The sequence below is a fragment of the Scytonema hofmannii PCC 7110 genome (assembly GCF_000346485.2).
GTDB lineage: Bacteria > Cyanobacteriota > Cyanobacteriia > Cyanobacteriales > Nostocaceae > Scytonema > Scytonema hofmannii.
On record NZ_KQ976354.1, the window covers coordinates 2,748,933 to 2,775,163 of the forward strand.

General features: G+C 41.5%; 19 protein-coding genes. 9 read left to right on the forward strand and 10 right to left on the reverse strand.

Annotated features, from left to right (window positions below; all coding sequences use genetic code 11):
• Positions 1-106: 106 nt before the first annotated feature.
• A complete protein-coding gene (locus WA1_RS11830) occupies positions 107-1,582 on the forward strand; it encodes an IS5 family transposase (protein WP_026135401.1) in 1,476 nt (491 codons plus the stop codon).
• 66 nt (positions 1,583-1,648) lie between these two features.
• Here the strand turns inward: WA1_RS11830 and WA1_RS61660 are convergent, their stop codons facing one another.
• Both WA1_RS61660 and WA1_RS11840 read right to left on the reverse strand, forming a co-directional pair.
• Complete coding sequence (locus WA1_RS61660; RefSeq protein ID WP_081402880.1) at positions 1,649-2,620, reverse strand: tetratricopeptide repeat protein; 972 nt, start codon at positions 2,618-2,620, stop codon at positions 1,649-1,651.
• Positions 2,621-2,690: 70 nt separating this feature from the next.
• On the reverse strand, positions 2,691-2,981 hold the full coding sequence (locus tag WA1_RS11840) for an ATP-binding protein (protein ID WP_017749091.1): 291 nt from the start codon (positions 2,979-2,981) through the stop codon (positions 2,691-2,693).
• A gap of 327 nt (positions 2,982-3,308) precedes the next feature.
• Between WA1_RS11840 and WA1_RS11845 the strand changes: the two genes are divergently transcribed.
• Both WA1_RS11845 and WA1_RS11850 read left to right on the forward strand, forming a co-directional pair.
• Positions 3,309-4,046 (forward strand): Uma2 family endonuclease, encoded by a 738-nt coding sequence (locus WA1_RS11845; RefSeq protein ID WP_017749092.1) that lies wholly within the window; start codon positions 3,309-3,311, stop codon positions 4,044-4,046.
• A gap of 104 nt (positions 4,047-4,150) precedes the next feature.
• A complete protein-coding gene (locus tag WA1_RS11850; protein ID WP_017749093.1) occupies positions 4,151-4,870 on the forward strand; it encodes a Uma2 family endonuclease in 720 nt (239 codons plus the stop codon).
• 108 nt (positions 4,871-4,978) lie between these two features.
• Here WA1_RS11850 and WA1_RS11855 read toward each other — a convergent pair whose 3' ends face one another.
• Together WA1_RS11855 and WA1_RS54875 are read right to left on the reverse strand one after the other, a co-directional pair.
• On the reverse strand, positions 4,979-5,203 hold the full coding sequence (locus WA1_RS11855; protein ID WP_017749094.1) for a delta-60 repeat domain-containing protein: 225 nt from the start codon (positions 5,201-5,203) through the stop codon (positions 4,979-4,981).
• A 70-nt stretch (positions 5,204-5,273) separates the two neighbouring features.
• Positions 5,274-12,680, reverse strand: a complete 7,407-nt coding sequence (locus tag WA1_RS54875; RefSeq protein ID WP_017749095.1) for a beta strand repeat-containing protein — start codon at positions 12,678-12,680, stop codon at positions 5,274-5,276.
• A 954-nt stretch (positions 12,681-13,634) separates the two neighbouring features.
• Between WA1_RS54875 and WA1_RS11865 the strand changes: the two genes are divergently transcribed.
• Complete coding sequence (locus WA1_RS11865; RefSeq protein ID WP_017749096.1) at positions 13,635-13,994, forward strand: Mo-dependent nitrogenase C-terminal domain-containing protein; 360 nt, start codon at positions 13,635-13,637, stop codon at positions 13,992-13,994.
• A gap of 138 nt (positions 13,995-14,132) precedes the next feature.
• Here WA1_RS11865 and WA1_RS11870 read toward each other — a convergent pair whose 3' ends face one another.
• The 5 genes from WA1_RS11870 to WA1_RS11890 all read right to left on the reverse strand — a co-directional run bounded on the left by WA1_RS11870 (position 14,133) and on the right by WA1_RS11890 (position 19,537).
• Positions 14,133-15,425: a proton extrusion protein PcxA gene (locus tag WA1_RS11870; protein WP_017749097.1), complete on the reverse strand. Its 1,293-nt coding sequence runs from the start codon at positions 15,423-15,425 to the stop codon at positions 14,133-14,135.
• 324 nt (positions 15,426-15,749) lie between these two features.
• Positions 15,750-16,352 carry a P-II family nitrogen regulator gene (locus tag WA1_RS58655; protein WP_419183589.1) on the reverse strand — a complete coding sequence of 201 codons (603 nt, stop codon included), beginning with the start codon at positions 16,350-16,352 and terminating at the stop codon, positions 15,750-15,752.
• Positions 16,353-16,373: 21 nt separating this feature from the next.
• The gene (locus WA1_RS11880; protein WP_017749099.1) at positions 16,374-17,348 is read right to left on the reverse strand and encodes a sodium-dependent bicarbonate transport family permease; all 975 of its coding nucleotides are present in this window, start codon (positions 17,346-17,348) and stop codon (positions 16,374-16,376) included.
• Between the two features lie 114 nt (positions 17,349-17,462).
• On the reverse strand, positions 17,463-18,851 hold the full coding sequence (locus tag WA1_RS11885) for a sensor histidine kinase (protein ID WP_017749100.1): 1,389 nt from the start codon (positions 18,849-18,851) through the stop codon (positions 17,463-17,465).
• Positions 18,852-18,856: 5 nt separating this feature from the next.
• Positions 18,857-19,537: a response regulator transcription factor gene (locus WA1_RS11890; RefSeq protein WP_017749101.1), complete on the reverse strand. Its 681-nt coding sequence runs from the start codon at positions 19,535-19,537 to the stop codon at positions 18,857-18,859.
• Positions 19,538-19,799: 262 nt separating this feature from the next.
• On the opposite strand from WA1_RS11890, the gene WA1_RS11895 reads away from it, so the two are divergent.
• Genes WA1_RS11895 through WA1_RS11910 form a run of 4 tightly spaced genes read left to right on the forward strand, consistent with a single transcriptional unit; the run spans position 19,800 to position 22,642 of the window.
• Positions 19,800-20,402 carry an IS607 family transposase gene (locus tag WA1_RS11895; RefSeq protein ID WP_017749102.1) on the forward strand — a complete coding sequence of 201 codons (603 nt, stop codon included), beginning with the start codon at positions 19,800-19,802 and terminating at the stop codon, positions 20,400-20,402.
• Positions 20,305-21,579 (forward strand): RNA-guided endonuclease InsQ/TnpB family protein, encoded by a 1,275-nt coding sequence (locus WA1_RS11900; protein ID WP_272819120.1) that lies wholly within the window; start codon positions 20,305-20,307, stop codon positions 21,577-21,579. Before WA1_RS11895 ends, WA1_RS11900 begins: the two co-directional genes overlap by 98 nt.
• Before the next feature lie 41 nt (positions 21,580-21,620).
• The gene (locus WA1_RS11905) at positions 21,621-21,893 is read left to right on the forward strand and encodes a cupin domain-containing protein (protein WP_017749104.1); all 273 of its coding nucleotides are present in this window, start codon (positions 21,621-21,623) and stop codon (positions 21,891-21,893) included.
• A 5-nt stretch (positions 21,894-21,898) separates the two neighbouring features.
• Positions 21,899-22,642, forward strand: a complete 744-nt coding sequence (locus WA1_RS11910) for a creatininase family protein (protein WP_017749105.1) — start codon at positions 21,899-21,901, stop codon at positions 22,640-22,642.
• On the opposite strand, the gene WA1_RS11915 is transcribed toward WA1_RS11910, so the two are convergent.
• Positions 22,639-24,030 carry a malic enzyme-like NAD(P)-binding protein gene (locus WA1_RS11915; RefSeq protein ID WP_017749106.1) on the reverse strand — a complete coding sequence of 464 codons (1,392 nt, stop codon included), beginning with the start codon at positions 24,028-24,030 and terminating at the stop codon, positions 22,639-22,641. The two genes, WA1_RS11910 and WA1_RS11915, sit on opposite strands and share 4 nt — an antisense overlap.
• A gap of 597 nt (positions 24,031-24,627) precedes the next feature.
• Between WA1_RS11915 and WA1_RS11920 the strand changes: the two genes are divergently transcribed.
• Positions 24,628-26,214: an alkaline phosphatase D family protein gene (locus WA1_RS11920; RefSeq protein ID WP_017749107.1), complete on the forward strand. Its 1,587-nt coding sequence runs from the start codon at positions 24,628-24,630 to the stop codon at positions 26,212-26,214.
• Positions 26,215-26,231: the final 17 nt, after the last annotated feature.

The window sequence follows — 26,231 nt, forward strand, 5'->3', positions numbered from 1 at the left end:
AATTCTCAGACTATAGAAGTATATTCAGGTGCAAGAGAGGAGGGTAGAATAGCCAAAAATGCTTGCATCACTGCGATCGGCAGCATCAAGTATGCTGTTAGTAACCATGTACCGAAAACAGGGACAAACTTCAATCCCAACTGAAAACTTTGAACTCCCGTTCGAGGGCAAGTTATCAGAAGATAATCGTTGGGTAATGATGGCTGCTTTCATTCCTTGGACAGAATTTGAAGAAGAATATTCTTCATTTTTCTCAGTAGAGATGGGAGCACCTGCCAAATCTTTTCGGATGGCATTAGGGGCATTAATAATCAAAGAAAAGTTGGGGATAAGCGATAGAGAAACAGTAGAGCAAATTAAAGAAAATCCTTATCTACAGTACTTTATAGGAATGTCATATTATAGTAATGAAGCTCCATTTGATGCATCAATGTTGGTACATTTTCGGGAAAGAATTAGTGTGGAGCTTGTTAACAAAGTGAATCAAGAAATGGTGAAGAAGATGCTAGAAGCAACATCTTCTAAACTATCTGAAAAAAAAACAGAATCACCAGAAGAAGAAGGTGAGACACCCAAAAATCGGGGAAAATTAATAATAGATGCAACTTGTGCTCCGGGTGATATCAGCTATCCGACAGATTTAGAGCTACTCAATCAAGCAAGAAAACAGACAGAGAAAATTATAGACTTACTTTACGAACAGACTTTGGGTCAATTAGAGAAAAAACCAAGAACCTATAGAGAGAGGGCTAGAAAGGATTATCTAGCAGTCGCTAAAAAACGTCGCGTTTCCCAAAAAGACAGGAGAAAAGCAATTAGAAAACAACTTCAATATATCAAAAGAAACTTATCTCATATTGAACAGCTAATTATTTCAGGAGCCTCTCTGGAAGATTTAAGTCACAGACAATATAAGATGTTGCTTGTAGTTGCAGAAGTCTACCGTCAACAACTCTGGTTGTATGAAAATAAAAAACAGAGTATTGACGACCGCATTGTCAGTTTAACCCAACCACATATCCGTCCAATTGTCCGAGGGAAAGCTGGTAAATCGGTAGAATTTGGGGCAAAATTGTCTGCTAGTTGCTTTGAAGGATATATATTTTTAGACCATATAAGTTGGGATAATTTTAATGAATCAGGAGACTTAAAAGCTCAAGTAGAAGCCTTTAAAAATTACACAGGGTACTATCCAGAATCTGTTCATGTTGATAAAATTTATCGCACAAGAGAGAACCGAGCTTGGTGTAAAGAAAGAGGTATTATAATGAGCGGACCTCCTTTAGGAAGACCCCCAGCTAATGTTAGTAAAGAAAAAAAGAAACAAGATTTAGAATCTGAGAGAATTCGTAATTGTATTGAGGGAAAATTTGGACAGGGGAAAAGAAGATTTAGCCTCAATCGCGTGATGACGAAACTTGCTCATACTTCTGAAACTGCAATTGCTATTACTTTTTTAGTGATGAATCTTTCTACTCAGCTCTCGCGGCTATTTTATGCTTTTTTATGTCTATTTTTTAAAACTACACCTTTTTCCCCATTTACTATTATTGAAAATAATCAGTCCTTAAATCATAGATAGCATCTGCTTATATTAGACCCTTGTTGAGTAACTAATCAATTCTTATCTTGCTGTTTTCTGACTTTTTCAGCAAGCCCTATTTACGGAGCGCTGTTCGTATATTGACAAATGAGACTGAAATAAAAGCCGTATGGATGAAGCTCCTGTATGTTCGGGAAACAAAACTAAAAATTCATCTAAAACATAGATAGTTTCATGAATGAGATATAAGGAAACATCGTTTGATAAAGCATCTCGACATAACTTTTCTGCTACTGGGGCATATTTATCTTGATAAGCCAAACAGTAAAAAGCCAAACGAAGAGTATTCAGCCAATCGCAAGGATCTTTCTTGTACTGTGGTTCCGCCAATTCTATAGCTAGCTTGAGATCGGCTTGTGCTCTATCTTCTTGATTAAGAGATCGGTATGCTAATGCACGTTGAGACAAACACCAATGTTGCTCGGATTTTAAATTAAGAGCACGAGTACAGTCAACAATAGCTTCATTGTAACGCCTAAGCATAAGATAAGTTGTACCGCGAACAGCCAACGTCCAAGCAGCATCGGGATTCAGTTCAAGAGCACGATCTAAATCATTGAGCGCTTTCTCATAATGCCTCATTTCCCGATACATTAAACCACGATGACCTAGCGTCCAAGCAGAATCGGGGTTAAGTTCAAGAGCACGATCCAAATCCTGAAAGGCTTTTTTAGAAAACCGCATTTGATGAAATACTACTCCTCGATTGGATAATGCCCAAGAGTAATCAGGGTTAAGTTGAATGGCGCGATCTAAATCTTTAAGTGCTTCTTCGTAACGATCGAGTTGACGATATGTCGCACCCCGATTGGCTAATGCCCAAGGGTAATTGGGGTTAAGTTCAATGGCACGATCTAAATCTTCGAGTGCTTCTTCGTAGCGCTCGAGTTGACGATATGTCGCACCCCGATTGGCTAATGCCCAAGGGTCATTGGGGTTAAGTTCAATGGCAAAATCGAAATCCTTGAGCGCTTCCTCGTAATGATTCAGTAGGGAGTGGACTCTACCACGATACACAAAATATTTAGCTTCTTGGGGGGTTAATCTTACAGCTTCAGTCAGATCTTCTAAAGCTTTTGAGTACTCCTCAAATAGCCAAACGAGCCATGACTTCTAACACGCTTTTTTCTGCTTCATCCGTGTAAGCTGTCAAGAGTTTTTCATCTACAGCAATTTTGCGAAACTGTTGTACAAGGGTAGTTTTACCAACACCACCTTGGCCCCAAATATTGAATATAAAGCGGCGGTTTTCGTCTTCTATCGGTAATCGCAAGTTCTGTTGGAATAGCTTAATTTGCTCTTCACGTCCCCCAAAAGCTGATTGTTGGCGTTTTTTAAAAATATCCTGGAAACTCTGGGGTTTGTTTTGTGGATTCATTGCAAGATTAATTAAAAAGTTAAACTGAGTACACAGCTAGTACTTGTATACCGCTTAGCACCTGTTGTATGCGATTTTATCTAATAATTTTAGTAGGATCTAGGTTCTGGCAATAATTTTGAAACAGAACCCAATTGGAACCTGGAATAACCAGGGAATCGCATTACTCCTATAAAAAGCGACGCGATCTTCATGACGCATAGATACAGAAGATAAATTTTGCGTGTGTTGTAGTAACTGTTATTTGTTAGGCAGAGAGTATATTTGTTATGTAAAGTTAATTTAGATGATAAATCTAGAACAGTTCGGTAACGCGAACTCATATACATGACTGCTATTCTACCCATTGCTCAACAAACAGAACCATTTTATCCAAGTGCTGATGGAGAACCAGTGGCAGAAACCTACGACCACCTGTATTGTTTGTTAACAACCTTAGAAGTTCTCCGACAGTATTTAGCGTCACGTCAAGCGACGGTGTTGGGAAATCAATTTCTGTACTACGCTCAAGGTTTTCCCAAGCTACGAGTAGCACCAGATGTGATGGTGATTTTTGATGTGCCACCAGGTGGTCGCGATAACTATAAGATATGGGTAGAGGGTCAAGTACCGACGGTCATTTTTGAAATGACATCACCAGGAACAAAAGACACTGACCAAATTTTGAAAAAAACCTTATACGAACAGCTTGGTGTCCAGGAGTACTGGTTATTTGACCCCAAAGGTGAGTGGATAGAAGAAAAACTCCGGGGATATCGCTTGCGAGGGGAAAGCTACGAATTGATTGGGGAGAGATGCAGCGAACCGTTAGAGTTACGTTTGCAAGTCGAAGAAAAGCTCATCGGATTTTATCGTCAGGATACAGGGGAAAAGTTACTATTACCCGATGAACTAGCACAGGCGCTACGTCAAGAAGTCATCGCAAGACAACAAGCTGAGGAACGCGCCGAACAGGAACGTCAACGCACCGAACAGGAACGCCAACGCGCCGAACAAGCAGAATTAGAGGTACAACAGTTAAGAGAGAAACTGCGCTCTTTAGGTGTCGATCCCAATACCATATAGTAGGGTCAAATTCCTATTCAATCGTTGCTTTGCGTCTGATAAGGTGAGCGGGTTTTTCGGATTATGTGTAAACTAAAAGAGTTCCGGAACGCGGACAGAACGATATGACAGCGATTCTAAAAGTTGCTCAACAAACAGAACCATTTTATCCAAGTGCTGATGGAGAACCAGTGGCAGAAACCTACGACCACCTGTATTGTTTGTTAACAACCTTAGAAGTTCTCCGACAGTACTTAGCACCGCGTCAAGCAACGGTGTTGGGAAATCAATTTTTATACTACGCTCAAGGTTTTCCCAAACTACGAGTTGCGCCAGATGTGATGGTGATTTTTGATGTGCCACCAGGTGGTCGCGATAATTATAAGATCTGGGAAGAAGGTCAAGTCCCAAGTGTAATTTTTGAAATGACCTCACCAGGAACAAAAGACAATGACCAAATTTTGAAAAAAACCTTATACGAACAGCTTGGTGTCCAGGAGTACTGGTTATTCGACCCCAAAGGTGAATGGATAGAAGAAAAACTCCGGGGATATCGCTTGCGAGGAGAAAGTTACGAATTGATTGGGGAGAGCCGCAGCGAACCGTTAGAGTTACGTTTGCAAGTCGAAGAAAAGCTCATCGGATTTTATCGTCAGGATACAGGGGAAAAGTTACTATTACCCGATGAATTAGCACAGGCGCTACGTCAAGAAGTCATCGCAAGACAACAAGCTGAGGAACGCGCTGACCAGGAAAGCCAACGCGCCGAACAAGCAGAATTAGAGGTACAAAAGTTAAAGGAAAAACTGCGCTCTTTAGGTGTCGATCCCGATACCTTACAGTAGGGACAAATCTCTAGCTCAAATGCAGAGTCAACGAGTTTCATGAAATATTTTCCTAGTTGTGCAAGGTTTTGAGTTATTTACATATATGCAAGTACAAACCCCCAAAGTCTACTTTCCAGAAGAATATTTAGAGCCATTGCCAATAGAAGTGATGACTTTGCCACCATTACCAAAACCAGTATCTAAGCTGCCATTGATGTTGTAACGTGTGAGAGCAATATCATAATTGCTACCGTTATAGGTAGCTCCTGCAACCACAATTTTGCCATCTGGCTGTAACGCAACACTGTAGCCCTCATCAGAACTATAGTCTGTGAGCGTTATGGGCGTCATCACGTCCTGTTTATCTGGTGGGATTTTATGATGTGTGAAGACGCGCCACGGCGCGTCTCTACATGGGTGGTTAGCTATTTAAAACAGTAAAATCGTTTTCTGCGATCGCACTGGAATTGATACCACTTAAAGTCGCTAAGATTTCACTTGTGGAGGTATTCCGAATGTAAGTACTGCCACTACTGTAGGAAATCGTCAAAGCGCCATAAGTTAACCCACCAGATAAGCCAAGTTTATCAATACCATCTTCAAAGCTATAGATGGTATCGGTTCCTTTACCAGAGGCGAGAACAAAAGTATCTGCACCGAGGTCACCGTAAAGTCTGTCATTACCCGCATCACCGTTTAGCAGGTCATCACCAGCACCGCCATATAAGGTGTCATTGCCTACACCACCATTGATGATGTCATTTCCATCTTGCCCGTACAAGTAATCATTGCTTGCACTTCCGTTGATGGTGTCGTTACCTGCACCGCCGTAAAGATAAACGCTACTTAAACTAAATGCTGATGCATCAATGGTGTTATTCCCAACACCACCTGTTAGGCTGACGCGTTCAATGTTGCTGAGGGTGTCAGTACCAAGACCCGTGAGTTGAGTGTTGGTGAGGGTAAAGTTAACATCTGCTGATTCACTCAGTGCATCAATGCCATCTCCACCATCAATCGTGTCATCGCCCAAGCCACCGGACAGAGTATCATTGCCTATGCCACCATTGATGATGTCATGACCATCTTGCCCATATAAGGCGTCATTACCTGCATCGCCATTCAGGGTGTCATCGCCTGTAGCCCCAGCTAGTTGGTCATTGCTATCTTTACCGTTGAGGATGTCGTTACCATCTTGTCCGTAGAGGTAATCGATGGCTGTACCACCGTTGATGGTGTCGTTACCTGCACCGCCGTAAAGATAAACGCTACTTAAACTAAATGCTGATGCATCGATCGTGTTGTTCCCAACACCACCTGTTAGCGCGATCCGTTCAATGTTGCTGAGAGTATCCGTCCCAAGCCCTATGAGTTGGGTGTTGGTGAGGGTAAAGTTAACATCTGCTGATTCACTCAGTGTATCAATCCCATCTCCACCATCAATCGTGTCATCACCCAAGCCACCGGACAGAGTATCATTGCCTATGCCACCATTGATGATGTCGTTACCATCCTGCCCGTACAAGTAATCATTACCAGCATCACCATTTAGGGTGTCATCCCCTACAGCCCCATACAGATAGTCATTCCCATCGTTGCCGTTGAGGATGTCGTTACCATCTTGTCCGTAGAGGTAATCGATGGCTGTACCACCGTTGATGGTATCGTTACCTGCACCACCGTAAAGATAAGCACTACCTAAACTGAATGCGGATGCATTGATAGTATTGTTCCCAATACCACCTGTGAGGTTGACGCGTTCAATATTACTGAGAGTGTCGATACCAAGCCCTGTGAGTTGGTTGTTGGTGAGGGTAAAGTTGACATCTGCTGATTCACTCAGTGCATCAATGCCATCTCCACCATCTATAGTGTCATCACCCAAGCCACCGAACAGAGTATCATTACCAACACCACCATTGATGATGTCGTTACCATCCTGCCCGTACAAGTAATCATTACCTGCATCACCATTTAGGGTATCATCGCCTGTAGCACCGTACAGATAGTCATTCCCATCGTTGCCGTTGAGGATGTCGTTACCATCTTGTCCGTAGAGGTAATCGATACTTGTACCACCGTTGATGGTATCGTTACCAGCACCGCCGTAAAGATAAGCACTACCCAAACTGAATGCGGATGCATTGATAGTATTGTTTCCAATACCACCTGTGAGGCTGACGCGTTCAATGTTGCTGAGGGTGTCGAGCCCAAGCCCTGTAAGTTGAGTGTTGGTGAGGATAAAGTTGACATCGGCTGATTCGCTGAGTGTATCAATCCCATCTCCACCATCTATAGTGTCATCACCCAAACCGCCGCTAACAGTATCATTACCAACACCACTATTGATGATGTCATTTCCATCTTGCCCATACAAGGCATCATTACCTGCATCACCGTTAAGGGTGTCATCTCCTGTAGCCCCAACTAGGTAGTCATTACCATCGTTACCGTTGAGGTTGTCGTTACCATCTTGTCCGTAGAGGTAATCGTTACCTATACCACCGTTGATAGTATCGTTACCTGCACCACCATACAGGTAATCGTCTCCTTCATAACCATTTATGGTATCGTGGGCTGCACCTCCAGTGAGCTTGTCGTTTGCAGGTGTACCATTGAAGGTATTTTCTATGACATCCTTGAGGTTAACTGTCACAGTTTGTGCATTGCTTGCGATCGCACCATCGCTGACTGTTACTTGCAATTGGAAGCTAGGATTGCTTTCAAAGTCTAACTCGTCGCCATCGCTGACTGTAATTTGTCCGCTATTAGGGTTAATGCTAAAAGCAGCTTGACCATCGCCATCTTTGTCAAGATTACCACTTGCGATCGCCCAGTTAGAGAAGACTGTGCTATCTACGTCAGTAGCAACTACAGTTCCCACAACTGTGCCAATAGCAGCATTTTCACTGACACTAAAACTTTGATTTGAGGTGATAACCGGAGCATCGTTGACAGAAATTACGTTAACGCTTCTTAAGACAGTTTGACTCGTACCACCATCACCATCAGTCAGCACAAAGCTAACGTTACGTGGATTTGTACTGGGATTCTCTGAAACATTGGCATAAGTGATATTATTCAACAATGCCTGTACTGCTGCTATCGTAGCTTTACTGGTAAAAGTAATAACTAAAGGCGTCATACCAGTACCTCCAGTGAAAGCAGCTATTGAGCTAGTCTCGTAAAAAACTGCATTACCGGAAACACTGATTTGACCCGTACCCGTGCCTTGATTGCGAATGGCAAGACGGTCATCTGTAGTACCACCAGAGCTAAAACTGACAGTGAGCTTACCTGTATCGAAGTTGGGAGAGTCTTTATCTGCGATCGTACCATTGGAAACAAGGTTGATGGGAGAGGCGTTTTCCGTGTATGAAGCGGTCGTTGCTGTATCTAAATTAACAACTGGTGCTTGATTCTTAGCTTGTCCCAAGTAACGAACGACTGCAAAATTATTATTGCTATTTCCAACAACGACAATGTTGCCATCGGATTGCAACGCAAGCCCATATGCCATATCAACAGTATTACTGATAGGGGTGATAACTTTGCCACCATTACCAAAGCTAGAATCCAGGCTACCATCTGCGTTATAGCGTGTAACGGCAAATTCGGTGAAGTCAGTAATACTACCTGTAAATAGATACCCAGCAGCTACAATCTTACCATCAGACTGAATAGAGATACTTTCAATCCCACTGGTAGAACTACCCATATCAGTAATAACCTTACCGCTATTGCCAAAGGTAGTGTCTAGGCTACCATCAGTGTTATAGCGTGCTAGAGCAAATTCATAGTTACCTTGTCCTGCCACGATAATTTTGCCATTTGACTGAATGGCGATACTAGAAACCCAGTCATAGGCTCCACTAATAGGGGTAACGATCTGACCTCCATTGCCAAAGCTGCTATCTAAACTACCGTCGGGATTGTAGCGTACCAAGGTAAAGTCGCTATTAGTAGCATTATTATTAGCGGAACCTGCAACTACAATCTTGCCATCGGATTGAATAGCAATGCTTTCAAACACGTCGTAACTATTGGCGACAACCGGGGTGATAACTTTACCACCATTACCAAAACTCGTATCTAAGCTGCCATCAATGTTGTAACGTATTAAAGCAGAGTCATGATTGCTACCATTATAGGTAGACCCTGCAACCACAATCTTACCGTCTGCTTGAATGGCAACACTGTAGCCCTCATCAGTGTTCGTACTTATGGATGTTGTGACTTTGCCGTTACTACCAAAACTACTATCTGGTGTACCGTCAAGATTGTAACGTGCTATTAGAAAATCATTGCTATTATTTCCCGTATAGCCACCACCAGCAACTAGGATTTTGCCATCTGGCTGAAGGACCACTTGATGATTTTTGTTGTTATTACGACTAATGTCGGTAATAATTTTACCACCAGTACCAAAACTATTGTCCAAACTACCATCAACGTTATAGCGTGCGATCGCATATTCATTGTTGGGGGTAGTGGGATCGTTAGCATAACCTAGCACTACAATCTTGCCATCGGACTGCATAGCAACGCTAGAGGCGCGATCGCTATTACTGCCGAAGTCTGTAATCACCTTACCACCAATGCCAAAACTGGGATCGAGGTCGCCTGCTTGAGGTAAAAGTTTTATAGAGACCACTTCATTAGCACTAGTGGTAGTACCATCACTGACATTAACTTGAAGATTTAAGCTAGGGTTAGTTTGGGAATCGAGATCGTCAATATCGTTAATGGCGATTTCACCAGTGGTGGTGTGAATGCTAAAAGCTGCGTTGCCATCATTATCGCGATCGACATTGCCCCCTGCAATTGTCCAATTAGAGAAGGTCGTGTTAGTATCAACATCAGTAGCAGTTACTGTGCCGATAATTTTGCCATTACTTGGGTTCTCAGGAATACTAAAGCTATAATCGCGTACAACAACTGGCGCATCATTGACAGCATTAACAGTAATGGCTATAGTATCAGTCGCACTACTAAAGGGACTCGTACCACCAAAAGTCGTTGTTTTAAAAGTGCTGCCATTAGTTCCACTGGTGCGATCCCAAGCACGGAAAGTCAAGGCGTTGCTGATAGTGCCGTTATAGTTAGCAATAGGGCGGAAGTAAATTCGGGTGTTAGCATCTGCTGCTAACAAGAGGGGAGTGTCTTGAAACACCGAACCCAGAGCGTACCAATTTACGCCATTGTTAAGACTATAGTACCAATTGCCGTAGTGGGGATAGACAGAGGTAATGGCAATACCAGTCACTGCACCACTATCGGGATCGCTGACATTCTTACCTAAACCCACCAGAGACGAGACAAGAGTACCTACTGCTCCAGAAGGTCCGCTAGCATCTTCGTTGACTGAGTTAAGAGTCACAACAGTGTCTGTTAGACTTGGAGCGGTGTTAGCGGTGATGGGAGTTGTGTTCTCAGAAGCTCCGTGATATCTTGTTAGGACAAACTCGCCATTAGCACCGCCAGCGACCACAATCTTGCCATCCGACTGAATTGCAGCGCCGACAGCAAAGTATTCTTGCGGATGGATGGAAGGACCAGAACTACCAACTGAAGAGGTAACCTTACCACCATCACCAAAAGTAGTATCTAAAATACCGTTGGAATCGTAGCGTGCTATAGCAAAGTCATAGAGGTTGTTGCTATTTTGGGCTTCGCCTACGACTACAATCTTACCATCTGACTGAATAACTACCTTGTAAGCTCTGTCAGTACTCATACTGATGGAGGTCACAGTTCTACCACCATTACCAAAGCTAGTGTCTATAGTGCCATTAAAGTTATAACGAACAAGGATAAAGTCACTACCGATAGATCCAGCTACCACAATTTTGCCATCTGACTGAATAGCAACACTAGATCCTTCTTCATAAGTCGGACTAAAATCGGTGATGACTTTACCGCCATTGCCAAAGGTAGTGTCTAAGCTGCCATTTATGGAATAACGTGCTACGGCGATATTACTATTAGCAGACCCTACCACGACAATTTTGCCGTCAGACTGAAGAGTAGCGCTTCGAGCAACTTCTCCAGTACCAAAGTCAGTCATGACTTTACCACCATTACCAAAGGTGTTGTCCAAGCTTCCATTGGCGTTATAGCGCACCAAAGCAAAGTCGCTGGGATTAGAGTAGACATTGGCAACTACAGAGCCAACCACAAGAATCTTGCCATCTGGCTGAACAACAACACTGTTAGCAACCTCGTCTATGCTAATTGTGGTAATAACCTTACCACCCGTACCAAATGTCGTGTCTAATGTGCCATTGATGTTATATCGTGCTAAGGCAATGTCATTGTTATAGCCACCAGTCGCATTGTAAGCAGAACCAGCCACTATAATCTTCCCATCTGATTGAATAGCAATACTTCTAACGATGTCATTGTTATTGCTGCTCATCGGCGTGAGAACTTTACCCGCATTTCCAAAGCTCGTATCTAAACTTCCATCTAGGTTGTAACGTGCTAGAGCAAAATCATTACCGTTGACACTGTCGCTGTATGCAGAACCAGCGACCACAATTTTGCCATCCGATTGAATGGCGACGGTGTAACTCGATCCTTTGAATGCTGTCGTAACTTTACCTTGGATACCGAAGCTGGTATCAAGATCGCCTGCAGTACGGACAAGCTTCACTGTGACAGTTTGGTTAGCGCTGGTGGTTGTACCGTCACTGACATTAACTTGTAAATTTAATTTTGGGGTAATTTGAGGGTTAAGGTCATCGCTGTCGCTGACAGTAATTTGCCCCGTACTGCTGTTGATAGTGAACGCCGCTTTACCATCGCCATCTCGGTCAATGTTACCACCCGAAATTGTCCAGTTGGAAAAGGTATTATTATCTACATCTGTAGCAGTGACAGTACCAAGTATCAAGCCATTGCTAGGACTACTGCCAATGTAAAAGTTTTGATTGGGTGTAATAACAGGAGCATCATTAACAGCATTGACTGTAATCGAAGCGGTGTCTGTAGCACTGCTAAAAGCAGTAAAGTCTCCGTTAGAGGTGGTATCAGCAGTATCGCCATTGAAACCATATCTTCGATCCCAAGCACGAAAAGTGAGGGCGTTGCTCACTGTACCGTTGAAGTTGGTGTTGGGGCGGAAGTAAAGGCGTGTATTGGCATCTGCGGCTAGCAGGCGAGCGTTACTGTTGGATAGCGTACCTACAAGAAACCAGTTTGCACCATTGTTAATGCTGTAGTACCAACTACCGTTGGCGCTATTCGTAGAGGTGATAGCAATGCCAGTAACGGCTTCAGTGTCAGGATCGCTAACATTGCCACCCAAACTGACTATTGAAGACACTAATATACCAACTGCTCCAAAAGGTGAGCCAGCATCTTCGTTGACTGTATTAAGAGTTATATCTGTGTCTGTTAGAGTAGGAGCCGTGTTAGAGCCAGGAGTAAGATTGGGGGTGAAAGCGTAATTTAGGGCAATGTCGCCTGTAGAATTTGAATATCCATCAACTGCAATGTAGTATGTGGTTCCGCCTGTAGCTGTAAAGCGAACGCGACTGGTACGATTTCCGTTAGCATCATCATTGGAAGCAACAAGAGCCAAACTGTTGATGCTATCACCCGTGTAAACAGAAAGATAAGTATCAAAAAGACTACCAATAGTATCAAAAGAAACTAAACCCGAAGATGGAGCAATCCAGCTCCACCAAACGGAGTTGGTGTTGGATGATTGGGTAGGTTCACCTGCTTCAGCTGTAGCTCCTACATTGTTGCTAGTGCTGCTACCGGAGTTTCCTGTTAATACAATCCGGTTTTCAAAGTTGTCATTGGAGGGAGGAACAGTCATAATTAATGGCAATTTTAATGTGAGTAGGGTGAATAAAAATAGGCAACGGAATAATGAAGTACAAAGGGTTCTTCACTCACTTTTGAGCAGAAGCCCCTGAACTTCTAAAAAACTCTATTTTCTTAAAGCTATATTGACCGATCGCAAGCCACATTCACCTTCAGGAAAATGCTGAAATATTAACAACCATTTTTAAATTTTTCTTGATAAAGAGAACAATAACGTAGTTAACTCAAGGTGACCAATGCGATCGCGCTTCCCAGGATGTACAGATATTTTTGTAAAGACAAGATAAAAATCACTCCCGATTCCAATACTTGTCGGTTAAGGATAGTTGAGGTATCAGAACCCCGGTATCTTTACGATACCGGGGTTCTAATTTCCGCTGAGGAGAGTAGTATTGCTCGCGGGCGGGGACGCCCGCACCACAAGATCGATGAATTTATTTCTTGGAAATCTCTTATCTTTCTGACTTTTTAGATATATATACTTATCTAATTTATTTATACCTTTATATTTTGTAACATATCCTACAATTTCCTAACCAAGGGATAGCCTAGAATCGATAGTCCTGATACTAAATCTTGGTGAAATCTAGCCTAAGTATGAGCAAAATGAGGATTTTGTTTAAGAAGTTACAACTCAAGGTACTGTTTGATTTAAGCAGAAGTCATTTACCTTTTAAGTATAAAACCGTTGTAATCGATATGAGCATTTCATCCGCCAAAACAGGACGCTTTAGATTATTTTAAGAATTTTGTATTAAGCTGGACAGTTTTTCACATCCCAGTCAGTTTTAATAACATTGTTCGCGGTATTTGCTGGGTGAATATCTATGTAAATGCTGCCGTAAGATGATACCATGCTGTTATTAGCCAGCGTGCATTAAACTGCTGCAATTGATGGTTTGGTTAATGACAAAACATAATTCCTAAATGGAGCCTGACAAAAACCATGCTTGAAACGAACAATCAAAACATATACTTCCCTGCTTTTGTAAATCCCGCTGTTGAAAACGAGCAAACTGTACATCGCGATCGCTTGGCTAAGCCTAGATTAGATGTACTGCAACCATTGCGTGATTGGCTTGATTCATTGGATATTCAGAATCGAAAATTAGCAAGATTCATTGCTCAAACGATCCCCGCCCAATGCCCCTTTGAAAGAAATATCGTTTTGTTTGGTCGTAAAATTGCTCACATCCCCCCTTTGTGCAAACTTAACCCGCTCTATGACCAACTGGTTGGTTTGCGTTTCCGTGCTTTGTGTTACTTAGCAGATGTTTGTGGTGAAGATATCCGCTCTTATTGTTAGAGTTAAACAAATAATTTGGCGATCGCTTAAACTGCAAAAACAGGGGAAATAGAAAAAGGCGAACACAATCCACGAGACAGCGCTATACACCTGTAGATTGCGTTCACCTGTAAGGCAAAACTGAACTTTTAAAATTCTTCACTCATTCATATTTTTGAGTGTTGCTACTGCTGAAGGTGATATCTGATTCAGATAGCGGAAAATCCAATACTTGACTATGGTATCTAGAAGAACAGGGAATGTTGCAATAAAAAGGAAAATCATATTCCTATCTGCAGGAACACCTAAATGACTAGCCGTACTTTCCAAAATGACTTCCCATCCATGTTGTGAGTGGAATCCCACAAAAATGTCTGTTACTAAAATAATGATGAATGCTTTGGCGCTGTCACTCAAACCATAGACAATCTCATTGAGAAAAGATTTAATCGCTGCTATCCCTCTTCTATTTGTCACTATAACGCCTGCAAAAGCAATTAAACCTAGTAAATCTGAAAAAACGTTCGCAACCGCGCTATTGCTTTTATGTTTGAACTCTTTAGCTATCTCATCTATCTTGATTGATAATTTTTCTTCAATAGCTTCTGCAGAAATATGAGGAGAATGTTTCAGCAATCTCTCAAACTTTAATTCTTCTTCAAAAGACTGCAATTCTTTGAAGGCTTCCTCTTTCATTTCCGAGTGAAGAAAAATAGGTGTACTTTCACTACCACGAAAATGTTCGACAGCAGGAAGTATCAAAAACTGCTTTGAAACGGATTGAGTCACAAGAGGAGTAATGATTAATAATATCAAACAGTTTATAGCAAGCCTAGTTGTTTGACGGGACACCTGAAAGTTTCTCACTAAATCTTCTTGAGAATTCGGACCCATATCATTTGTGATTTTCCGAATTGTTCTCCCAATCGATCGCGGAAGAACACCAGTTTTCTTGGTAACAGATTCCACACCGTTCAAATTTAGTTGAGATGCACTTTTTAAGCGTGGTTGTTGATTTTCTATCGTTAGAACAATAGATTTTTGAGTAGAATCTATAACTTTAGGTTTAGGTACCTCAAGATCCCAATTGTTGTATCTTGTAAGAACCTCGTCAATCAACTTTAGTTTATCTAGAAATGCGTAATTAGAGTTTTTTTGAAAAAGTCGGCTTGTCTTAAATTCTACAAGCCTTATTTTGATAGTATTTAAATATTTCTCAACATCTATTTGAAAACAATCCAATAAATTTTGACTGTACTCACCTGACTGAAGAGACACTTTGTCACCCCCAAAATGTGTCAACTCTATCTCTTTAATCTTTAATGCCATTTGATATGCTTGTTCTAATGCTCTTTCAGGTGTATTAAAAAACCATTGATAACTTTCATGAACAGCACTATTGATTTTGTTGACTAGCTTATCTGACCTCGAAGGAGTTATGTAGTTCTTCATATTTTTGGTAGATGTTTGATTTTGCAAAAAAAGTAGGTAGAGAATATTTTACATGAGATCAAAAAAAGTGAAATTTTGAAAAATGTTTGTCTTGAACTTTACTCTATATTGTCTACCTAAATAGAAAAAGGGAGTGGTGAGTAGGGAGTAGGGAAAGAGAGATTTTCCATAATTAGCTAACTTGAAAATAGGGCAATGAGTATTAAACATCGGGCATACTTAAGAAGTAATTTCTTGCCCCTTGCCCATAACCCATTACCCATTGCTCATCTTATACGTTCTGGCATGCACAATTCATGATGACTACTTAGAGTTTATTCAAATTTAGTGATTGACCCATTTAGCATCAGTAACCAGACACATGCCTCCTAATTTTTTCAAAGCAGGAGTTATTTTTTGTACTAAGTTGTCCAACTGTTTGTCATTTGTACAGATTGTCATGACATAACTCGTGCTAAAACAGTCTATGTCTGGACATGATAAACCTCTCTCATCTTTACCGGAGGTGTCTTTAATGATTGTGTATCCAGACACTGAAACACTTTCTAAAATTGTTAGAGTGTCTTCAATGTAAGAGCTGTCTATGACAATTTCTACCTTCTTGACCTCTTGCATAACAGCAATTTCTAAATCCATCTTTGGGGAAAATTGGTCTGATATAGCTGAATTAGTCTCAGTTACTAAACAGATACCACCAACTCTTTTGATTATAGGTAAAATGTCACCTATTAGATAATCTAGTTGTTTCTGGGTTGTGCAAATAGTTGAAATATAACTATTGCTAAATTCTCGACCTAAATCATTGTAGCAAACACCTCGTTCACCTTTCCCTGAAGCATTTTCTATCAATGTATATCCACAACCTCTGATTGAATCCAAAACGTCTATGACTTTTCTTAGTTCTAGGGTGCTCACAATAATTTCCACTCGATTAACGAGTTGTATATTTTACACCCCAACCAGATGCAGAAGTTGTAAGTAGAGAGGAATTCCGACAACAATATTGAAGGGAAATGTTAAAGCGAGAGCCATAGAAACATAGAGACTGGGATTAGCTTCGGGAACTGTTAATCTCATAGCTGCAGGAACAGCAATATAAGAAGCACTTGCACATAAAACTGCAAACAATAGACCATCCCCTGCTCCCAACCCGAGAAGTTTTGATACTAAAACTCCCAAGATTGCATTCGCAACTGGAATGAAAACGGAAAATGCTATCAAGAAAGAACCCGTTTTACCCAAGTCTTTAATTCTTCTAGCTGCGACTAATCCCATGTCGAGTAAAAAGAAAGTCAGTGCGCCGTAAAAAATTTCATGAGTAAACGGGTGTAACTTCTCCATACCCTGTTTTCCCGTAAGTAATCCAACTAGCAGACTGCCAACTAGTAGAAAAACAGATCCATTTAAAAAAGCCTCTTGTAGAACTTTTCCCCAAGAAAACTTTTCTCCGTCTTGTGCCTTGCTGCCGAAGACTCTCACGAGAATTAAGCCAACAATAATAGCCGGAGATTCCATTATGGCTAACGCTGCAACCATATGCCCGCCGTAGGCAATGTGCAATTTTTCCAGGAAAGAGCTAGCTGTAATAAAAGTGACTGCACTAATGGAACCATAGGTGGCTGCGATCGCAGCTGCATTATAATTGTCAAGCTTGAGTTTCAGGATAAAGAAGGTATATACTGGGACGATTGAAGCCATGATTATAGCAGCTATGATAGTAATTGCTATTTCTGGGTTCATCCCACTTTCTGCTAGTTCATGTCCTCCCTTAAATCCAATTGCCAAAAGTAAGTAAAGAGAAAATAATTTGGGCAAAGGTTGAGGAATTTCTAAGTCAGATTTCAAAAAAACCGCCAGCATTCCCATGAAAAAGAATAAAACTGGTGGATTAAGAATGTTAGATAGGACTAAACTGCCATCCATTGCTTTTTCTGCTCTAAGAGTTACACAACTTGATGATCTGGTGTATAGGTTAATTCAGATCTCTTAAGAAAATCGTGAGAACAAATTAAGAATATTCTTAGGTTGTCCGGATTTTTAAAAGGGCAATTTTACTGTAAAATTTGTGAGTTGATCGGGCTGACTCGTGACGTGGATGGTACCCCGATGCAAGCGAACAATTTCATGGGAGATCGCCAGTCCCAATCCCGATCCTCCTGTATCGCGGGAACGATCGCTCTCTGCGCGGTAGAAACGCTCAAAGAGATGGGGTAAATGTTCGGCTTTAATTCCTTTACCCGTATTAGTGAAAATCACTTTAACATGTCCTTTTTCCCCCTGTGCTTTTACCGTAACTTGACCTTCACTGTCCGTATACTTGATGGCATTATCCAGTAAATTTAAAAATAGGCGGGTTAAGTGGTCGGCGTTGCCAACAACGTGAAGTGAAGGCTCTATACTCATGCTTATCGTAATATTCTTAATTTCTGCCATAGGCTGAATTTGCTCTATAAGGATTTCTAATAAATCACTCAAGTCAACATTACTCAAGCTAAATTGGTAGTCGGATTCGCTTTGCTCCAAACGAGTTAGGAAAAGCAACCTATTAGTCAGGCGAATCAAGCGATTCACTTCCTGTTGCAATTCTTGTAGCGTACTCTCGTATTCTTCTACACTGCGAGATCGACTTAAAGTGACACCAAGTCGTCCTTTAATCACTGTCAGCGGTGTGCGTAACTCGTGAGATACATCCGCCGTAAATCTTCGTTCATGCTCAAATGCTGCTTGCAGGCGATCTAACATCTTATCTATAGTGATAGCTAATCGTCCTACTTCATCTGTTGAACCTCGATCGCCAATGCGTTGGGTAAAATCATTGGGACCAATAGCTTGTGCGGTGTGGATAATGCGATCGATGGGACGTAACGCCCGTTCAGCCAAAAATAATCCCCCAAATCCTGCAACTAAAAGAATCAGAGGACAACTAAAAAGCATCAAAATCAGCAGATGTTCTGTTGCTTCAGAAATTGGTTCAAGGGATTGAGCAACTTGCAACCAACCGATGGTTGGAGATAAAGGTAATGGTTGAGTGTAAACTCGCCAAATTGTATTGTGTGTGGTGACGTTAGTGTAACCCGTTTTTATTTCCACAAGCGGTGGTACAAGTTGATAACTACCAATACCATCCCATATTTCACCTTTGGGAGACACTAACCATACAGCAAAGCCAGCATTAGCTAGTTGACGGGTGATCGTTTCTGACTGGTTTGTGATCTTAAAAGCAGGATGACCATCCTGCTCAACCAACTCGGCGAAGGTTTCAGTTGCAGTGACTTGCAAAGCTGTATCTAATTGATCTAGTAGGCTATTTTCTAATTGAATATGTAAGCAGGTACCAAAAAGTATTAGAGTACACCCCAAAAGTAGTATGTACCATGCTGTTAAACGCGTCTTGATAGTACTTTTATTAAATTGCAAAAAAAACATAAAAATTAACTCATGGAATAAGACTTCAGACAATATCCTACCCCTCTGACTGTATGGAGTAGTGGCTGGTCAAAACCTCGGTTTATTTTCCGTCTAAGATAACCGACGTATACATCAACAATATTGGAATCGCTGTAGAAATCAAAGTCCCAAACATGTTCTCCTATCTGGGTTCGGGTGACTACTGAATTGGAGTTCCGCAACAAATATTCTAAAAGTTTAAATTCTAAGGGGCTGAGTTCAATCAAACGCCCTGCACGATGAACTTCTCTTTTAACGACATCCATAGTTAAATCGCCAACTTGCAAAATAGTATTAAATTGTAGTGGAGGGCGACGTTGTAAAGCCCGCAAACGTGCAAGAAGTTCTGAAAACGCAAAAGGTTTGACTAAGTAGTCATCTGCGCCCCGATCTAATCCCGCCACTCGATCTTCTACAGTATCCCTTGCTGTCAGCAGTAAAACTGGAGTTTGAATTTTTTGACTCCGGATTTCTCCAAGTAGCTTTAACCCATCAATCTTGGGTAGCATGATGTCTAAGATGATAATATCGTACTCAGCAGAGGAGGCATATTCCCTACCCTGTTTACCATCGCAAGCAATATCCACAGCGTAACCTGTTTCTCTTAGACCTTGACTGATAAATTGAGCGATCCCTGGTTCATCTTCAACTAGCAAAATCCGCATATCGAGTCAGTTTACATTAGTTGGATGTTTGTTGACTTTGTCATCAAAATAACAGAATTTTAAGAGGCATTGGGCATTGGGCAATGATTTTTTACTATGTCCCATTCCCTATGCCTATGTATCCTGAGAGTAAGGATAATATCTCTAGTGCTTTTTAATAGCAACCGTAATGACTAGAAGCCAAAATACATACTAATTTATAGAATTTTCCGGAATTATCTTAAGAATGTGGTATGATTAAATAAGTAATACCACAGCAAATATGACAAGATATGTTACACCGCGAGAAGCGATGCAAATCCTCCAAGTCTCAGAAAAAACCCTTAGAGACTGGGACAAAGCCGGAAGAATCAGTACAATTAGAACTCCTGCTGGGCATAGAAGATACGACATCGACAGCGTTCTTGACCCAAAAAATACAAAGCAACGAAAAACCGTTCTCTATTGTAGAGTTAGCTCCCACAAACAAAGAGACGACCTCAACAGACAAGCAGACTACCTACAATCTCTCTTCCCAAGTGGGGTTGTCATCAAAGAAATTGGTTCGGGACTCAACTACAAGCGGAAAGGTCTACAAACCCTTTTGGGGCAAATTCTGTCTGGAGATGTCGAACAGGTTGTATGCAGCGATTTCGATAGATTGGCAAGATTTGGAATCGAAATCATTGACTATATCTGTAAGCAAAACAATACAAAACTCGTGGTTCTCAACCGCATTGATTTGTCTGGTGAAAGAGAATTTGTCGAAGACATCTTGGCAATTATTCATGTCTTCAGTTCCAAACTCTATGGACTCAGGAAATACAAACAGAAAATCAAAGAAGATCCAGATTTACCCGGAAACCAATCTCAAAATAGTTTATAGAAAATGGTTGGCTGCTTGTTGCTGGTGCTATAACCAAGCTATTGCTTACCAAAGAGATTGTTTTGTAAATGGAGAAAAACAACCGACTAAATTTCAGTTACGAGAAACTCTTTTAAAATCTTGTCCTGATTGGATATCAGAAAGCCCATATTCACCAAGAGAAGAATCGATTTTTGATGCTAAAGTAGCTTTCTCAAAAACTAAAGACAAGGCAAATCCTAGATTTAGATCGTGTAGAGACCCTGTAAAAAGTTTCCGAATTTGTGCTAAATATTGGGGCGCTTTTTATTTTGGTAAAGGTAAAGATAAGCAAATTGCGGGTTTTACTCATTACGCAAGCAGCAAGGCGTTTATAAACGGTGAAAGCATTGCTATAAAAAGCTTGCAGATAAATCCCTCAGAGCCTTTGTGTGAGGAAATGCCATCAGAATTTACTATCTTGCTTGATAAAGGTAAGTGGTTTATCTGTTTTGCAATTCCGCTCTTAATTAAAGACAACAGCTTAACTAACTGCATTGGTTTAGATCCTGGTGTTAGAACTTTTTTAACGGGGTTTGACGGTGGACAATTACTAGAAATAGGCAACGGTTCTATTTCTAAAATAGCTGTTTTGTGTCAAAGATTGGACAAGCTGCAATCTCAAATTGCCAAAGCTAAAGGTAGTATTAACAAAAGATTGAGGTGGAAACTAAGAAGACAGTCAGAGGTGTTAAGAACTAGGATCAGAAACCTTACTAACGAGATTCATAACAAAGCTTCAGTCTTCTTAACCAAAAATTACAAACACATTTTCTTGCCAACCTTTGAAACCTCTCAAATGGTTGTTAAGAAGAAACGTAAGCTAACCTCTAAAACAGCTAGAAATATGCTTACATGGTCGCACTATAGGTTTAAACAAACTCTCAAGTTTCACGCCTTAAAACGGAATTGCGTTGTGCATGATGTAACAGAAGAATACACAAGCAAAACCTGCTCAAAGTGCGGACATATTCATGAAAAGTTAGGAGGAAACAAAAAATTTGTTTGTCCTAATTGTAATCATGAAATACCAAGAGATTGGAATGGTGCCATTAATATTTTCATCAAATCAATTAATGATTTGGTAAATGCCTTGACTACGGTTGAGGCTGGGGAGGATACACCCCAATACACGGTAGAATTTGGTACTAGTTACTAGATTTTACCGGGTTAAATGGTATCCGTATGGAGGAAAGCAAAATGGAAATCAAGATAGAGCACCAGCCCAGCCAAGAACGCCTCCAGGAGTTAGATGTCTTCCAATGGTCAATTTGGACTAAGGAAGTCTCGACATTTCCTTGGACTTACGACGACCAAGAAACTTGTTATTTTTTAGAAGGGGATGTCGTTGTGACTCCTGATGGCGGTCAGCCAGTGCAAATGGGCAAAGGAGATTTAGTCACTTTTCCGGCTGGAATGTCCTGCAGGTGGGACATTAGAAGCGATGTGAAAAAACATTATTGTTTTGATTAGAAAAAATGCTGTTACATTTAAGTACTTGGCAAGAAGTAGAAGCATATCTACAGCAGTCTCAAGGTATTATTTTACCCATTGGATCTACGGAACAACACGGACCGACGGGACTGATTGGTACAGATGCAATTTGTGCAGAAGCGATCGCACGTGGTGTGGGAGAGTCAACTCACGCAATAGTGGGTCCAACGATAAACGTTGGCATGGCATTACATCATACAGGATTTCCCGGCACAATCAGTTTGCGTCCCAGTACGATGATTCAATTAGTGCGGGACTACACCACCTCTTTAGCGAAAGCTGGTTTTACCAAGTTTTATTTTATCAACGGGCATGGGGGTAACATTGCTACCCTCAAGGCAGCTTTTTCTGAAACCTACGCTCACTTGGAAGATTTACAGATTCTCAATGCCCATAAAGTGCAATGTCAAATTGCTAACTGGTTTATGTGTAGTTCTGTTTACAAGCTGGCAAAGGAATTATACGGAGACCAAGAAGGTTCTCATGCAACACCGAGTGAAGTGGCTGTAACTCAGTATGTTTATCCCGAAGCAATCAAACAAGCACCTCTTTCTTCAGAAGTTGGTAGGGGACATAAAATTTATGGTGCAACTGACTTTCGTCAAAAGTATCCAGATGGCAGGATGGGTTCAAATCCTGCCTTGGCAACGCCAGAACACGGTCAGCAGTTCTATGAATTAGCTGTCAAGGAACTGAGTCAGGAGTATCTGGAGTTTTTGAATAATTAACTTCTGGCAATACCTTCTTGACGTGCAGCACGTTGCACGGCACCTGCAACAGCTGTCACGACACGTTCATCAAACACGGAAGGAATGATGTGTTCTTTGTCAAGATCTGAAGGCTTAACTAAAGATGCGATCGCAGTTGCAGCTTCCAAGTACATACTAGTCGTAATTGTTGCTGCCCTGCAATCCAAAGCACCTCGGAAAACACCAGGAAAAGCCAAAACATTATTGATTTGATTTGGGTAGTCACTGCGACCTGTTGCTATAACAGCAACATCATCTTTGACTAATTCTGGTTGAATTTCAGGAATTGGATTTGCCATTGCAAACACTATCGGATCTTTTGCCATAGAACGCACCATTTCTGGTGTTAAGACTCCCGGTACGCTAACGCCGATAAAGACATCTGCACCTTGTAATGCACCAGCCAAAGTTCCTTGGGCTTTGACGGCAAATTCGCGCTTTTCTTCTGTGAGGTCTGTACGATTGTCAGAAAGAATACCTTTGGAATCGCACATCCAAATTTTTTCTGCTCCTGCTTTGCGGAGCAATCGAGCACAAGCGACGCCAGCTGCGCCTGCACCGTTGACAACGATGCGAACCTCTGCGATGGATTTATGAACTAGCTTTAAAGCGTTCAACAACGCAGCTAAAGTGACGATCGCCGTACCGTGTTGGTCATCGTGAAAAACAGGGATATCGAGTTCCTGTCTTAGTTTGGCTTCAATTTCAAAACAACGAGGAGCGGCGATATCCTCTAAATTTACTCCCCCAAATACTGGAGCAATATTTTTGACAGCCTCAATAATTTTGTCAGTATCTTGAGTCGCCAAGCAAATGGGAAAAGCATCAATCCCTGCAAATTCCTTAAATAGCATAGCTTTGCCCTCCATAACTGGCAAAGCCGCCGCCGGACCGAGATTTCCCAACCCCAAGACGGCACTCCCATCGGTAACAATAGCTACAGTATTTTGTTTAATGGTTAAATTGTAAACTTCTTCAGGATTTTGGGCAATAGCATTGCATATACGCCCGACTCCTGGCGTGTAAGCCATTGCTAAATCGGATACGCTCTTGAGAGGAATTCTACTGGCAATGCTAATTTTTCCACCACGATGCAAATTAAAAGTGCGGTCATAGACATTCAACACCTTTATATCTGGTAGAGATTTAATCGCTTGCACAATTGTCTCTGCATGCTCAGTGCTCGCTGCATCGACGGTGATATCGCGAATCGAAATAGCTCTTGTCTGTTCTATGAGGTCAATTAGACCGAAGTTACCGCCACTGGTTGCGATCGCTTTGGTTACAGTCGCCAACATTCCAATGCGGTTGGGGATTTCCACCCGGATTGTCACGCTAAAACTAGAATTAGGGGTCAGGTCTGCCATTCTTTGTTGATTCTTTCAGGATTTATAGAGTGAGATGCTCAATCTAGGTTAAACTTTAAAACAAAATTTTTTACTCTGAGAAGTCAAATTTTAGTAACAATTTAGTATACATAGTGACAATCCAGTATACAAGATATTCCTATTCAGCCACCAAAATCACCTAACTAGCTGGACGTACCACACGAATCAGTTTTCCCTGTAAAGTTCCCTCTGCTGTTAGGGACTTCCAAGAAATAAATTATCCATCTTGTGGGATGGGCGTCCTCGCCCGTCCTATGCTGGTGGCGGGCGGGGACGCCCGCACCACAAGAAATTTTGGGAGATTTTTTTATTTGGAAGTTCCTTACCAGAGCACTCCACTTGCTTAGAATAATATTTATTATTCATTTGTAGGATTCTTAACAATCCCTCATTAACTTAGCTTTAACCACAAATTGGCTGTTACTTGACATATTGTTAATGTTCACTTGGTAATGTCTTTACTTAACATTGATCGGGACAACTCCGGTTTAGGTGAGATTAATAATTCTGTAGAAACTCCACGAAATCACTCCTCTCAATGTCCCCGATTTTCTCCCAAATCTGAAGGAGGTATCCGTGCGCCGTTCAAGTTTTGAGCATTATTTGTCAGCAAAAATCAAACGCAGAAACCTGTTGATTGGTGCTGGTGGTTTCTTAGGTTTTACAATAGCTAGCCAATGGTCACACAAAGTCCTAGCTCAACCAAAATTTTCTGCTTATCCTTTCACTCTTGGTGTTGCCTCTGGAGATCCATTACCAGATGGAGTTGTTTTGTGGACGCGTTTAGCACCTGACCCGATTAACGGCGGTGGTATGCCACAGGAAAATATTCTTGTACGGTGGCAATTGGCAGCTGATGAGAATATGAAAAAAGTGGTGCAGAAGGGATTTGCTGTAGCAAGTCCAGAACTAGCTCACTCCGTACACGTTGATGTTCAAGGCTTAGAACCAGATAGGGTATATTGGTATCAATTTAAGGTCGGAAATGAACTTAGCCCTATCGGACGCACTCGTACTGCACCTGCTTTAAGAACACCTGTTAGCCAATTGAATTTTGCGTTTGCTTCTTGTCAGGAATACCAAAGTGGTTTTTATACAGCCTATAAATTTATGGCTGAAGAAGATTTAAACTTTGTTGTTCATTTGGGCGATTATCTTTACGAAGGCGGAATTAGCACCAGCCCTACAAGGGTACGCGAGCACAATAGTCCAGAAATTATTACTTTGGAGGACTACCGCAACCGCTATGCCTTGTATAAGAGCGATGCTGATTTACAGGCATCTCATGCAGCGTTCCCTTGGATTGTAACGTGGGATGACCACGAGGTAGATAATAACTGGGCAGGTTTTGTCCCAGAAGACCCAGATAGACAGTCTCCAGAACAGTTTCTCCTGCGTCGTAGAGCGGCTTTCCAGGCATACTACGAGCATATGCCCTTGCGCTTGAAATCATTTCCAACAAGTGACGATCTTAGACTTTATCGGCGGTTTGCATTTGGTGACTTAGCTTATTTCCATGTTCTTGATACTCGCCAATATCGTTCAGATCAAGTCTGCTTGCAAACTTTTCCCTCTGCACCAGATTGTCCGGATAGACTCGATCCTTCTCTGACAATGACTGGCAAAGAACAAGAAGAATGGTTGTTTAAAGGATTGGCGCGATCGCCCGCTCGTTGGAATGTTCTAGCTCAACAAATCTGGTTTGGACAAATTGATTATCAACCAGGAACAGAAAAAGCATTTAATATGGATCAATGGGATGGTTATCCTGCTGCAAGACAAAGAATTCTAGACTTTATAGAAAACCGTCGTCCATCCAATCCTGTTATTATCACAGGTGACTGGCACTCTTTCTGCGTTCAAGATATCAAGAAAGATTTTAATGACCCAATTTCTGAAACCTTAGCAACTGAATTTGCTGGTACATCAATTAGTTCTCTTTGTCCTTGGGCTCCAAACGTCCAAGCAAACTTGTCAGAAAACCCGCACGTCAAGTTTTTTAACGGTGATGTTCGCGGTTATATCAGCTGTCAAATTACACGCAATACTTGGCGGAGTGATTATCGAGTTGTTTCCACAACTGCTAACCGAGATGCTGCTACTATTCGCAACATTGCTTCGTTTATCGTTACAAGTGGACAACCGGGCGCTCAGAAAATTTAACGAAATTTTTGTCTGAT